This window comes from Enterobacter sp. 4974935 (assembly GCF_058661735.1).
The window spans coordinates 2,288,575-2,300,826 of record NZ_JBZWGT010000003.1; the positions used below are offsets into that span (position 1 = coordinate 2,288,575).

The following is a 12,252-nucleotide window of genomic DNA, read 5'->3' on the forward strand; positions in this document are numbered from 1 at the left end:
TCGTTAATTAATGAAAGCTGTGATCCACTGCCGCTTCCTTTTAAGAGCGGCAGCGCCTGCTGACTACACCAACTAGAATGGCAGTCGGAGTCAAAAAACGCTGCCATTAACCATACTGATACATCGTTTTCAGATCTTGATTTACATTAACTTTTCGCCATGTGGTGTGACATCAGTAAAAAGTTGTGTGACAGGTAACACAAGATGTAAACCACTAGCGGCGTGAAGAGAGCGCGCCGTAGGCTACCGATTCCTTAGGAGGAGCCTCCGCAGCATCTTCGGCTTCACTCAAATCGCGGTCGCGCACTTCCGGCATCAGCAACGCGGAGACCAGCCCAATCAGCGAGTACGCCACCAGCATCACCACAATCGGCCACCAGGACCCGGTCATGTTGCAGAAGATCCCCGCCAGCACCGGACCAAACCCTACAGCTACCAGCCCGCCCGCCTCTTTCGAAATAGCCATGCGGGTAAAGCGGTTCCGCGAACCAAACATCTCTGCCATGGTGATATTTTCCAGCGCGAACAGCCCGAGCACCGCAAAGTTATGAATAACGATGATAGAGAGCATAATCACGCCCGGCGCGTAACTCTTATCGACGATAATCGACAGCATCGGGTAAGCCAGAATAATGGCTGAAATGTTAAGGAGGATATACGGCAGACGGCGCCCCACTTTATCGGACAGCCAGCCCAGCAGCGGGATGGAGAGGAAGCCGAGAATCGAACTGATCATCAGCGCATCGGTTGGGATCGCCTTATCAAACAACAGCGTCTGCACCAGATATCCGGCAAGGAAAGTCTGAATCAAACCTGAGTTGCCGGCCTGACCAAAGCGCAGCCCCGTCGCCAGCCAGAACGATTTGCTCTTAAACATCGCACCTAATGAGGTATCCTGCGCAGCAACCGGCGCAATGGTTTCAGCGTCGTTAACCTTCTCAAACACCGGGCTCTCTTTAAGGTTCATACGCAGCCAGATGGCGAAGATCATCACCACCACGCTGGCGAGGAACGGCACGCGCCAGCCCCAGGCAATAAGTTCTTCACGATCGAGGGCAAAGAACATCACGGCCCAGATCGCCGTGGCGCTCAGCGTCCCGCAGTTGGTTCCCATGGCCACCAGCGAGGAGATGATGCCGCGTTTACCCTTCGGCGCGTACTCCGCCAGCATGGTACCTGCGCCGGAGATTTCTGCCCCCGCGCCCAGCCCCTGAATAATACGCAGCGTCACCAGCAGCACCGGTGCGAAAATCCCGATCTGCGCGTAGGTTGGCAGGACGCCGATTAAGGTGGTGCAGATCCCCATCATGGTGATGGTGATAAACAGCACCTTTTTGCGGCCAATTCTGTCTCCCATTCTGCCGAAGATAAATGCCCCGACGATACGCGCGATGTAGCCTGCCCCATAGGTCCCCATCGCCAGGATCAGCGCCATGGCCGCGGATTGTTCAGGGAAGAAAATTTCATGGAATACCAGCGCGGCGCCAAGGGAGTAGAGCTGAAAATCCATAAACTCCAGGGCGGTGCCCAGCCAACCGGATACGGCGGCTTTCACCAGGTCTGACGTACTTCTTTGAGGTTGTGCTTGAGTCATAATGGCTATCTCTGCAAGGTAAGATGCGTACCACTGAGAGCCTGTCTTCGCAGGCTCTTAACCGCGTGAATTATTATTGGTCGAACGTGAGCAAGACTTTGCAGCACTGCCGCTGGTCTTTTTCAAACAGTTCGATGGCGTCTGTAACGTGGTGATAGTCAAATGTATGGGTGACCAGTTTTTCAGGGTCGATCAGCCCTTTTTCCAGCCAGTCAATGACCACCGGAAATTTGTTGGCATTCAGGCGCGAAGAGAAGATCGACAGCTCTTTGCCGGTGATCCCCTGTTGCACGATCTGGCTCGGGTCGCTGGAGAAGCCCATCAGCACGATGCGCGCCGCCGGAGACGCCAGCGTAATCGCTTCCTGCAAAATGGACGGATGACAGGCAGCATCGATGATTAACGTCGGCTTGATGCCTTTTTCATCCAGCGCGGCTTGTAACGAGTGCTCGCTGTTGTTGAAGACCCAGTCTGCGCCGCTGCGTTGCGCCATCCCCAGCCGCTCATCTATGCGATCCACCACGATGACCTGCTTCACCTTGTAAACGCCCTTTAGCGCCTGCACGGTGACCAGCCCCATCGGGCCTGCGCCGTAGATCAGCGCCACGTCCTGTTCGGTGGGTTTCGCCTGCCCCGTCACGTTGGCGGCAATGGTGAAAGGCTCAACCATCACCGCGTGTTTGTCAGGGATCGCATCCGGAATGTGCCAGGCATTTTTCGCCGGCACGACGGCGTATTCGCTGAAGCCGCCGTCACGGTGGACGCCCAGCACCACCAGCGAGGTACAAACGTTCGGTTTTCCGACGGAACACGGGTAGCAGTGCCCGCAGCTGATCACCGGATCCACAGACACGCGCTGGCCCAGTCGGGTGCTCTCCACGCCTTCGCCAACCGCGTCTATTTCGCCAAAGAACTCGTGACCGATTACCCGCGGGTATTTCGCAAACGGGTTATGCCCGCGATAGATATGGCTGTCTGAACCGCAGATACCGGCGAGCTTAATTCTGACGCGGACGTCGCCTGCGCCCGGCAACGGGAGAGGACGCTCCTCAATCACCAGCGCATTCGGCTGTTGGATCACTACGCTTTTCATTATTCGCTCCTCGTTTACCAGTTCCAGAGGGTGCCGTCTTCCAGACGGGCCACCGGCAGACAGGCCGGTTCGTACGGGTATTTCGCTGCCAGCTTCTCATCAAACTCAATGCCCAGCCCTGGCTTGTCGCCCGGGTGCATATAGCCGTTATCGAAGCGCCAGCTGTGCGGGAACACTTCCAGCATCTGCTCTGAATACCCCATATACTCCTGCACGCCAAAGTTCGGTACCCACAGGTCAAAATGCAGCGCCGCGGCGTGGCAAATCGGCGACAGATCCGACGGGCCGTGTGAGCCGGTACGCACCTGGTAGAGTGAGGCAAAGTCAGCAATGCGACGCATCCCGGTGATGCCGCCCGCATGGGTTATGGTGGCGCGAATATAGTCAATGAGCTGCTCTTCAATCAGCTGCTTGCAGTCCCAGATGCTGTTGAACACTTCCCCCACCGCAATGGGCGTGACGGTGTGCTGGCGGATCAGGCGGAAACACTCCTGGTTTTCAGCGGGAGTCGGGTCTTCCATCCAGAACAGGCGGTACTCTTCAATGCTTTTGCCGAATCGCGCCGCTTCGATGGGCGTCAGACGGTGGTGCATGTCGTGAAGGAGATGTTCGTTGAAGCCGAACTGACTGCGCACTGCGTCGAACAGTTTCGGCGTGAAGTCGAGGTATTTCTCGGTGGACCAAAGCTGCTCGTCCGGCCAGTCGCCCTTGGTTGCAGGCTCATACGCCAGCCCTTTTCCTTTAGACATACCATAGGTGGTTTTCATCCCCGGCACGCCGCACTGCACGCGAATAGCCTTGAAGCCCATCTCTTTATGACGGGCATAATCTTCCAGTACGTCGTCAATGGTGTGCCCGGTGGTATGACAATAAACCATCACCCCTTCCCGGGAGGCTCCGCCCAGAAGTTGATAGAGCGGCATGTTCGCGGCTTTCGCTTTGATGTCCCACAGCGCCATATCCACGGCAGAAATCGCTGACATGGTGACCGGGCCACGACGCCAGTACGCGCCTTTATAGAAGAACTGCCAGATATCTTCGATGCGGTGCGCATCGCGGCCAATCAGCTGAGGGCACAGGTGATCTTTCAGGTAGGAGGCAACGGAAAGTTCACGTCCGTTAAGCGTGGCATCACCCAGGCCGACAATGCCCTCATCGGTGGTGATTTTAAGGGTGACAAAGTTACGCCCCGGGCAGGTGACAAATACTTCAGCCCCGACAATCTTCATAATCCATTTCCTTACATCGCTCGTTGTGATGCAGGAAATTTACGCAACTACACTACTACCATACAAGTATAACGATCGAAAAATCAGCGGGCGATCACACTATGAGGACGACTATGCGCGTCCCCAGCCGGCCACGATGATCAACATGCCGCACAGGGCAACCAGCGCGCCTGCCCAGTCATACAGGCTTAGCCTGATGCCATCGACAAAGCGCAGCCACAGCAGCGCAGTACAGACGTACACCCCTCCGTAGGCCGCATAAACCCGCCCGCTAGCGGCCGGATGCAGGGTGAGCAGCCAGACGAAAAGAACCAGGGACACACCCGCCGGGATCAGCAGCAGCGCGGAAGCGCCCCGCTTTAGCCAGAGCCACGGCAAAAAGCATCCGATGATTTCACACAGCGCGGTCGCGAAAAAAAGCAGCGTCGTTTTGAACATTTTTCTCGTTTCGTAAGGATTGATTTAGACATCATACGCGATAATGCTCTCATCGTTCCCATACCTGCCGCGCGGGTATGACACCCTTTCGGATTGGTGTAGAATCCAACGGGGTAATCCGATTGTCTGCACCCGTTTAAAGGAAACGCTATGACTACATTAAGCAAACGCCTTTGTCTGACAGCCGCACTGGCGCTGTCCTCGTTCGCCTTTGCCGCAACGGCATCAGCCGAAACCAGCAAACTCATCATTGAGTCTGGTGACAGCGCGCAAAGCCGTCAGAACGCCGCCATGGACAAAGAACAATGGAATGACACCCGCAGCCTGCGTCAGAAAGTGAATAAGCGCGTGGAAAAAGAGTGGGATAAAGAAGACGTCGCGTTTGATGCCCGCGACAAATGCCAGCAAAGTGCCAACGTCAACGCTTACTGGGAGCCTAACACCCTGCGCTGTCTGGATCGTCGCACTGGCCGCACGGTAGCACCGTAATGTCGACGCCGTGTGACGTTAAGCTCCGTCCGCTGGAGCGCGAAGATTTACGCTTTGTCCACCAGCTCGACAACAATGCCAGCGTAATGCGCTACTGGTTTGAAGAGCCTTACGAGGCCTTCGTCGAGCTGTCCGATCTCTACGATAAGCATATCCACGATCAGAGTGAACGCCGGTTTGTAGTGGAGTGCGAAGGTGAGAAAGCCGGGCTGGTTGAGCTGGTTGAGATCAACCATGTTCACCGTCGGGCGGAATTTCAGATCATTATTTCACCGGAGCACCAGGGGAAAGGTCTTGCGTCGCGGGCGGCAAAGCTGGCGATGGATTATGGGTTTAACGTCCTGAATCTCTACAAGCTTTACCTTATCGTCGACAAAGAGAACGAAAAAGCGATTCATATCTACCGTAAGCTCGGCTTTATGGTGGAAGGTGAACTGATCCATGAGTTCTTTATTAATGGCGAATACCGTAACACCATCCGCATGTGCATTTTCCAGCATCAGCATCTGGCCGGGCATAAATCCTCCTCCGCCAACCTGCTTAAACCCACCGCGCAGTAACCTGCGCGGTTTTATTCTTAATAATATTCAATGCTGTTTTTGATGGTGTACTTGCGCTCAATGGCAGGTTTAACGCTGTCATCGACGATAACCAGCTCACAGCTCACCGGGTTGTTGTGGCGATCGTAATCGCAACTCTGCTTTACATTGCCCATCGGTTTATCGTTCAACAGGCTTACCGCCGTATAATCCATGCGCTTACGCAGATCTTTCGACGGCATCGCTTTGACCGATAATCGCTGGTCGCCGGAGACCGTGGTTTTACCCAGCGGGTAGCCGTCGGCGTCATACTGGTACTTCACTTCCATCTCTTTGCTGTGCGCGGCAACCACAAACCCGTTATCGTCGGTGTCCCACGTCAGGCCGGCAGACGGCAGTTCCGCCAGCTGACATTTTCCCTGCAACTTCACCTTCTGCTGCTGGGTTTCCGCATCGACGTAGTAGTTAGCATCCAGCACCAGCGCAACGCCCGTGTTAGCCTCCAGATCGTGCAGTTCAAGGGTATCGAAACACCCCTCCGACGACATCGTTCCAGTCACGCGTTTAGAGACTTCACCCTTATCGTTCAACAGCGTCTGGGTAAAATCTTTCACCGGCCCGCGCAGAGGGTCAAAGTCAAACTCGTTCGAAAAGCTCGCCATCTCCGGCGTAAATGACAGCGGCGCGGTGTTGTTGTCGCATCCCACCAGTACCGTTGCCAGTAGCGTTATCGCTGCGTATTTGTTCACGTCATTTACCAAAAGAATGAAAGGATTGTGGCACTCATAGTAGCAAATAGTATGGTAGCGATGTTGAATTGGTTCGAATACTGGTAAAATATATGAATTTGGCCCAGCTATTAAGTCTTTAAGGAACGCTAAAAGGATGAGAACTTTTATAGTCAATCTCAAACACTCGCTCGAACGTCGTGCGAAAATGGAATGTCAATTGTCCGGATTGAACATTGCATACGAGTTTATTGAAGCAGTAGATGGTCGAAAAATGACTGAAACTGAACTAAGAAATGTCACACGGGAGACAAATTATGCTTTTCTCCCGGGAGAAGTGGGTTGTGCATTAAGCCATCAAAAAATATACAAAAGAATAATAGATGAAAATATCGACGCCGCTCTTATCCTTGAGGATGATGTTGTACTAAACAGCGATCTGCGTGAGATACTTAATAGCGTTACGCTCAGCAAAACAAAACCTGAGATTCTTCTTCTGAGTCGGGTCAATAAATATTACAAAAAACCGTTCAAACACATTTTCGGCTCATATAATATACATAAGACTCAGCATGCCACGACTACTCATGCATACATTATCAATCAAAAAGCTGCTAGAAGCCTTCTGGATAACCTTTATCCTGTATGGATGGTTGCCGATAAATGGAGTTTATTCGAAGACCTATCACTGGCTAAAATCCACTCTATAGTACCTTATCCAGTACGCCTTTCCGAAGAAGCCAATGTTTCAACAATTAATGAATCAAAAGGTGATGCCATGCTGGATGCCAAAAAGAAAAAAATTTGGAATTTACTTATGCGGGAAAGGCCGTTAGCTGCAAAGCTTCGCCACCGTTATCGAAGAGCCATAACTCCTTTATTGAATCAAATAATCGATCAGGGCAAAGGGTAATCTAACATTCTTCAACATGATTACGGCTCCAGGACAATTCAGAAAGACAGGTCCAAAAACAAAAGCTTACCCTAACCCTGCTATGCTTACAGTCTACACAGTGAAAAGGAGCTACAGATGAAACGGTTACCCTGGATTACCGCCCTGCTGTTAATGAGTGCTTCACCTGCTATTCTTGCGGCCCCGGACTCCTGCGAGCGCGTGAAAAGCGACATTCAGCAGAAAATTATCAACAACGGCGTACCGGAGTCTGGCTTTACCCTGAACATCGTGCCGAACGATCAGGCCGACCAGCCGGATGCGCAGGTCGTTGGGCATTGCGCCAACGATACTTTCAAAATTTTGTACACTCGTACCAGTAGCGGAAACTACCCGGTAAGCGGTGCAGGTACGCAGGAGAATGCACCCGCTGAGCCGCAATGATTTTCCCACTCAATTCCCCTGAGTTGACGAGGATTAATATTTAATACCTCTAAATAAGTAACACTCCCCCCATCATTAGCCCGGTTGTAGTCACGGGTGAAAATAATTATTAACAATGATGGGGTGAGTTATGTCTGAAGTTGAACATCACGACGGGATAAGCCGTCGAACTCTGGTTAAATCTACTGCCATAGGATCTCTGGCGCTTGCCGCCGGTGGGATCGCATTGCCTTTTGGTCTGAAAAGCGCCGCCGCCGCAGTGCAGACCGCTATTCAGCCAGCGGAAGATAAAGTCGTCTGGGGCGCCTGCTCGGTAAACTGCGGTAGCCGCTGCGCGCTGCGTCTGCACGTTCGCGATGACGAAGTCTATTGGGTTGAAACGGATAATACCGGCGAGGATGTTTACGGCAACCATCAGGTTCGCGCCTGCCTGCGAGGCCGTTCAATTCGCCGTCGCATTAATCATCCAGACCGTCTGAACTATCCGATGAAACGCGTGGGCAAACGCGGAGAAGGCAAGTTTGAACGTATCACCTGGGAAGAAGCGCTGGACACCATCGCCGCGAGCCTGAAAAGCGTGGTCGAAAAATACGGCAACGAAGCGGTCTACATTAACTACTCCTCCGGAATTGTCGGCGGCAATATCACCCGCTCCTCCCCTTACGCCTCGCTGGTGGCACGCCTGATGAACTGCTACGGCGGCTTCCTCAGCCACTACGGCACCTACAGCACCGCGCAGATCGCCTGCGCAATGCCCTACACCTACGGCAGCAACGACGGCAACAGTACATCAGATATCGAAAACACCAAACTGGTGGTGATGTTCGGCAATAATCCGGCAGAAACGCGCATGAGCGGCGGCGGGATCACTTACTACCTTGAACAGGCACGCGAACGCTCTAACGCACAGATGATCGTTATCGATCCGCGCTACACCGACACCGCCGCAGGCCGCGAAGACGAGTGGATCCCGATTCGTCCGGGCACCGATGCCGCACTGGTGGCAGGTATTGCGTGGGTGCTGATTAATGAAAACCTCGTCGATCAGCCCTTCCTCGATAAATACTGCGTAGGTTATGACGAAAAAACCCTGCCGGAAGGCGCACCGGCTAATGGTCATTACAAAGCCTATATTCTCGGCCAGGGTGATGACAAAACTGCGAAAACCCCGGAATGGGCGTCGCGCATTACAGGCATTCCTGCCGATCGCATCATTAAGCTGGCCCGTGAAATCGGTTCGGCAAAACCGGCCTACATTTGCCAGGGTTGGGGCCCGCAGCGTCAGGCCAACGGCGAGCAGACATCCCGCGCCATCGCCATGCTGCCGATCCTGACCGGCAACGTCGGCATTAACGGCGGCAACAGCGGCGCGCGCGAATCGACCTACACCATCACCATCGAACGGATGCCGCTGCCGGAAAATCCTGTGAAAACGCAAATCTCCTGCTTCAGCTGGACGGATGCCATCGTGCGTGGACCGGAGATGACCGCCCTGCGCGACGGCGTACGCGGTAAGGATAAGCTGGATGTGCCGATCAAGTTCATCTGGAACTATGCGGGTAATACCATCATCAACCAGCACTCTGATATCAACAAAACTCACGACATTTTGCAGGATGAGAGTAAGTGCGAAACGATCGTCGTTATCGACAACTTCATGACCTCGTCCGCGAAGTATGCCGATATTGTCCTGCCGGACCTGATGACCGTTGAGCAGGAAGATATCATCCCCAACGATTACGCCGGCAACATGGGATACCTGATTTTCCTCCAGCCGGTAACCGCCCCGAAGTTTGAGCGCAAACCCATCTACTGGATCATGAGCGAAGTAGCGAAACGTCTCGGACCGGATGTCTATCAGAAATTCACCGAAGGCCGTACGCAGGAGCAGTGGCTGCGCTACCTTTACGCCAAAATGGTTGCCAAAGATCCGCTGCTGCCGTCCTACGACGCGCTGAAAAAAATGGGTATTTATAAGCGCAAAGATCCAAATGGACATTTTGTGGCCTATAAAAAATTCCGTGACGATCCGGATGCCAATCCGCTCAAAACCCCGTCCGGGAAAATCGAGATCTACTCCAGCAAGCTGGCGATTATTGCGGCAACCTGGGAACTGCAAAAAGACGAAACCATCACCCCGCTGCCAGTCTATACCTCAACCTTTGAAGGTTGGGACGCGCCCGAGCGCAGCAAATTCCCGCTGCAACTGTTCGGTTTCCACTTTAAAGCCCGTACCCACTCCAGCTACGGCAACGTGGATGTGCTCCAGGCCGCCTGTCGCCAGGAGGTGTGGCTTAACCCTGTAGACGCCGAGAAGCGCGGCATTAAAAACGGTGACACGGTGCGCGTGTTTAACGATCGCGGCGAAGTGCGCATTGCCGCCAAAGTCACCCCGCGCATCATGCCTGGTGTGAGCGCGATGGGCCAGGGCGCCTGGCATGACGCCAACATGAACGGCGATCGTGTCGATCACGGCTCCTGCATCAATACCCTGACCACACACCGCCCGTCACCGCTGGCGAAAGGCAATCCGCAGCACACGAACCTGGTGCAGATCGAGAAGGCATAAGGATTAACCGATGACAACCCAGTATGGATTTTTTATTGATTCCAGCCGCTGCACCGGGTGTAAAACCTGCGAGCTGGCCTGCAAGGATTACAAAGATCTGACCCCGGACGTCAGCTTCCGTCGTATTTATGAATACGCGGGCGGCGACTGGCAGGAGGATAACGGCGTCTGGCATCAGAACGTCTTCGCCTATTACCTGTCGATTGCCTGCAACCACTGCGAAGATCCGGCCTGCACCAAGGTCTGCCCGAGCGGGGCAATGCACAAGCGAGACGACGGTTTTGTGGTGGTGAACGAGGATGTCTGCATCGGCTGTCGCTACTGCCACATGGCCTGCCCGTACGGTGCGCCGCAGTATAACGCGGCTAAAGGCCACATGACCAAGTGCGACGGCTGCCACAGCCGCGTGGCGGACGGCAAAAAGCCCATCTGCGTCGAGTCCTGCCCGCTGCGCGCGCTGGACTTTGGCCCGATTGAAGAGCTGCGTAAAAAACACGGTCAGCTTGCTGCGGTCGCGCCGCTGCCGTCTGCGCACTTCACGAAGCCGAGTATTGTGATTAAACCTAACGCCAACAGCCGTCCGACGGGTGACACCACCGGCTACCTGGCAAACCCGAAGGAGGTGTGAGATGGGAAGTGGATGGCATGAATGGCCGCTGGTGATCTTCACCGTTTTCGGGCAGTGCGTGGCTGGCGCATTAATCGTGATGGGCTTCGCCTGGCTGAATGAAGGTGATGACAAGGCCAGAATACGCATCGTGCGCAGCCTGTTTTTTCTCTGGCTGGTAATGGGTATTGGGTTTATGGCCTCGGTACTGCATCTTGGCTCCCCGCTGCGCGCCTTCAACTCGCTTAACCGCGTGGGAGCGTCAGCGCTGAGTAATGAGATCGCGGCGGGTTCGATCTTCTTTGCCGTGGGCGGTTTCTGGTGGCTGGTGTCGGTTATCGGTAAAATGCCCCCAGCTCTGGGCAAAATCTGGCTGGTTGTCAGCCAGCTCCTGGGTGTCGTTTTTGTCTGGGCGATGACCCGGGTCTATCAGATCGATACCGTTCCGACCTGGTATACGGGCTACACCACGTTGGCCTTCTTCCTGACGATGGCTCTTACTGGCCCGATGCTGGCCGCGCTGCTTCTGCGGGTCGCAAACGTGACATACAAAGGTACCCTTGCCGCGTCTGTCAGCGTACTGGCACTCATCGCCTGCGTGGCGGTCGTCGTGTTGCAAAGCAATACGCTGGGGACGATCCAGAGTTCTATCCAGCAGGCTAACGCCCTGCTGCCGGATTATGGTTCGCTTCAGGTATGGCGCATCGCGCTGCTGGCGGCGGGTTTAGGCTGCTGGATCTGTCCACTTATTCGTCGTCAGGAACCGAAAACGCTCGGCCTGTTTGCAGGTTTCGTGCTGGTGGCTGTGGGTGAAATGATTGGCCGTGGGCTATTTTATGGTTTGCATATGACCGCTGGGTTAGCAATTGCAGGTTAACACAGGTGCGCGGGCTACCCCCGCGCACAAGTAAGGAAAGTTGTAATGAATGACGTCTCACACCGCGAAACGTTCGCGTTCAGCGCCCGGGTACTGGGCGCGCTGTTTTATTTTGCCCCTGACAGCGAGCAGACCGCACCGCTGGTGAGTGCCCTGACCGCAGGTGACTGGGTGCAGGACTGGCCGCTGGCGCAGGAAAGCCTGCAGCCCGTGGCCAGTATGTTTAAGAACCCGTCGGACGAAGCGTTGAAAGACGCCTGGCAGCGTCTGTTTATTGGCCCGTATGCCCTGCCCGCCCCCCCGTGGGGCTCCGTCTGGCTCGATCGCGAGTCCGTGCTGTTTGGCGATTCGACCCTTGCATTGCGCCAGTGGATGCGTGAAAACCATATCGCCTTTGAGATGCAGCAGAATGAGCCGGAAGATCACTTCGGAACGTTGCTGATGCTGGCGGCATGGCTTGCCGAGAACGGTCGCGACACAGAACGCGACCAGCTTATGGCCTGGCATCTGCTGCCGTGGAGCACGCGTTTCCTTAGCGTATTCGTTGAAAACGCGGCCCATCCGTTCTACACGGCGCTGGGTAAACTTGCCCAGCTGACGCTGGCAGAATGGCAGTCCACTTTGCTGATCCCGATTGCAGAAAAAACGCTGTACCGATAACAGCTCCTGGCTTGTACATCCGTTGTGTAAGCCAGGTTCGGACATTTTTGCTGCAACGCAGATCCGGAACTGCTATACTGTATATAATTACAG

General features: G+C 54.4%; 13 protein-coding genes. 8 read left to right on the top strand and 5 right to left on the bottom strand.

The window, feature by feature from the left end; translation table 11 throughout:
• Positions 1–214: 214 nt before the first annotated feature.
• The 4 genes from AC4OVS_RS12100 to AC4OVS_RS12115 all read right to left on the bottom strand — a co-directional run bounded on the left by AC4OVS_RS12100 (position 215) and on the right by AC4OVS_RS12115 (position 4,354).
• The gene (locus AC4OVS_RS12100) at positions 215–1,594 is read right to left on the bottom strand and encodes an MFS transporter (protein WP_491922448.1); all 1,380 of its coding nucleotides are present in this window, start codon (positions 1,592–1,594) and stop codon (positions 215–217) included.
• Positions 1,595–1,667: 73 nt separating this feature from the next.
• Entirely contained in the window at positions 1,668–2,687 is a 1,020-nt protein-coding gene (locus tag AC4OVS_RS12105) for a Zn-dependent oxidoreductase (protein ID WP_045621670.1), read from the bottom strand.
• Positions 2,688–2,701: 14 nt separating this feature from the next.
• A complete protein-coding gene (gene manD, locus AC4OVS_RS12110) occupies positions 2,702–3,916 on the bottom strand; it encodes a D-mannonate dehydratase ManD (RefSeq protein WP_023300009.1) in 1,215 nt (404 codons plus the stop codon).
• A 111-nt stretch (positions 3,917–4,027) separates the two neighbouring features.
• Positions 4,028–4,354, bottom strand: a complete 327-nt coding sequence (locus tag AC4OVS_RS12115) for a YnfA family protein (protein WP_023300008.1) — start codon at positions 4,352–4,354, stop codon at positions 4,028–4,030.
• Positions 4,355–4,504: 150 nt separating this feature from the next.
• Between AC4OVS_RS12115 and AC4OVS_RS12120 the strand changes: the two genes are divergently transcribed.
• Together AC4OVS_RS12120 and speG are read left to right on the top strand one after the other, a co-directional pair.
• Complete coding sequence (locus tag AC4OVS_RS12120) at positions 4,505–4,843, top strand: DUF1283 family protein (protein ID WP_023300007.1); 339 nt, start codon at positions 4,505–4,507, stop codon at positions 4,841–4,843.
• On the top strand, positions 4,843–5,403 hold the full coding sequence (gene speG, locus AC4OVS_RS12125) for a spermidine N1-acetyltransferase (protein ID WP_022647983.1): 561 nt from the start codon (positions 4,843–4,845) through the stop codon (positions 5,401–5,403). Before AC4OVS_RS12120 ends, speG begins: the two co-directional genes overlap by 1 nt.
• A 17-nt stretch (positions 5,404–5,420) precedes the next feature.
• Here speG and AC4OVS_RS12130 read toward each other — a convergent pair whose 3' ends face one another.
• Positions 5,421–6,131: a YnfC family lipoprotein gene (locus AC4OVS_RS12130; protein ID WP_058676697.1), complete on the bottom strand. Its 711-nt coding sequence runs from the start codon at positions 6,129–6,131 to the stop codon at positions 5,421–5,423.
• Positions 6,132–6,267: 136 nt separating this feature from the next.
• Here AC4OVS_RS12130 and AC4OVS_RS12135 point away from each other — a divergent pair, with 136 nt between their 5' ends.
• The 6 genes from AC4OVS_RS12135 (at position 6,268) to dmsD (ending at position 12,159) form a co-directional block, all read left to right on the top strand.
• A complete protein-coding gene (locus tag AC4OVS_RS12135) occupies positions 6,268–7,023 on the top strand; it encodes a glycosyltransferase family 25 protein (protein ID WP_491922449.1) in 756 nt (251 codons plus the stop codon).
• A 117-nt stretch (positions 7,024–7,140) separates the two neighbouring features.
• The gene (locus AC4OVS_RS12140; RefSeq protein WP_006808860.1) at positions 7,141–7,446 is read left to right on the top strand and encodes a DUF1161 domain-containing protein; all 306 of its coding nucleotides are present in this window, start codon (positions 7,141–7,143) and stop codon (positions 7,444–7,446) included.
• A 130-nt stretch (positions 7,447–7,576) separates the two neighbouring features.
• Positions 7,577–10,015, top strand: coding sequence for a selenate/tellurate reductase subunit YnfE (gene ynfE / locus AC4OVS_RS12145; RefSeq protein WP_491922450.1), 2,439 nt, complete (start codon positions 7,577–7,579; stop codon positions 10,013–10,015).
• Between the two features lie 10 nt (positions 10,016–10,025).
• A complete protein-coding gene (locus AC4OVS_RS12150) occupies positions 10,026–10,643 on the top strand; it encodes a DMSO/selenate family reductase complex B subunit (protein ID WP_022647979.1) in 618 nt (205 codons plus the stop codon).
• A 1-nt stretch (position 10,644) separates the two neighbouring features.
• Positions 10,645–11,499: a dimethyl sulfoxide reductase anchor subunit family protein gene (locus AC4OVS_RS12155; protein WP_022647978.1), complete on the top strand. Its 855-nt coding sequence runs from the start codon at positions 10,645–10,647 to the stop codon at positions 11,497–11,499.
• 45 nt (positions 11,500–11,544) lie between these two features.
• Positions 11,545–12,159 carry a Tat proofreading chaperone DmsD gene (dmsD, locus tag AC4OVS_RS12160; protein WP_491922451.1) on the top strand — a complete coding sequence of 205 codons (615 nt, stop codon included), beginning with the start codon at positions 11,545–11,547 and terminating at the stop codon, positions 12,157–12,159.
• The last annotated feature ends 93 nt before the right edge of the window (positions 12,160–12,252 follow it).

What these genes read in the sequence shown, in the direction of transcription:
- dmsD (WP_491922451.1), top strand. Translation starts at nt 11,545, where the DNA reads ATGAATGACGTCTCACACCGCGAAACGTTCGCGTTCAGCGCCCGGGTA.
- AC4OVS_RS12150 (WP_022647979.1), top strand. Translation starts at nt 10,026, where the DNA reads ATGACAACCCAGTATGGATTTTTTATTGATTCCAGCCGCTGCACCGGG.
- AC4OVS_RS12120 (WP_023300007.1), top strand. Translation starts at nt 4,505, where the DNA reads ATGACTACATTAAGCAAACGCCTTTGTCTGACAGCCGCACTGGCGCTG.
- speG (WP_022647983.1), top strand. Translation starts at nt 4,843, where the DNA reads ATGTCGACGCCGTGTGACGTTAAGCTCCGTCCGCTGGAGCGCGAAGAT.
- AC4OVS_RS12155 (WP_022647978.1), top strand. Translation starts at nt 10,645, where the DNA reads ATGGGAAGTGGATGGCATGAATGGCCGCTGGTGATCTTCACCGTTTTC.
- AC4OVS_RS12100 (WP_491922448.1), bottom strand. Translation starts at nt 1,594, where the DNA reads ATGACTCAAGCACAACCTCAAAGAAGTACGTCAGACCTGGTGAAAGCC.
- ynfE (WP_491922450.1), top strand. Translation starts at nt 7,577, where the DNA reads ATGTCTGAAGTTGAACATCACGACGGGATAAGCCGTCGAACTCTGGTT.
- AC4OVS_RS12115 (WP_023300008.1), bottom strand. Translation starts at nt 4,354, where the DNA reads ATGTTCAAAACGACGCTGCTTTTTTTCGCGACCGCGCTGTGTGAAATC.
- AC4OVS_RS12105 (WP_045621670.1), bottom strand. Translation starts at nt 2,687, where the DNA reads ATGAAAAGCGTAGTGATCCAACAGCCGAATGCGCTGGTGATTGAGGAG.
- AC4OVS_RS12135 (WP_491922449.1), top strand. Translation starts at nt 6,268, where the DNA reads ATGAGAACTTTTATAGTCAATCTCAAACACTCGCTCGAACGTCGTGCG.
- AC4OVS_RS12140 (WP_006808860.1), top strand. Translation starts at nt 7,141, where the DNA reads ATGAAACGGTTACCCTGGATTACCGCCCTGCTGTTAATGAGTGCTTCA.
- manD (WP_023300009.1), bottom strand. Translation starts at nt 3,916, where the DNA reads ATGAAGATTGTCGGGGCTGAAGTATTTGTCACCTGCCCGGGGCGTAAC.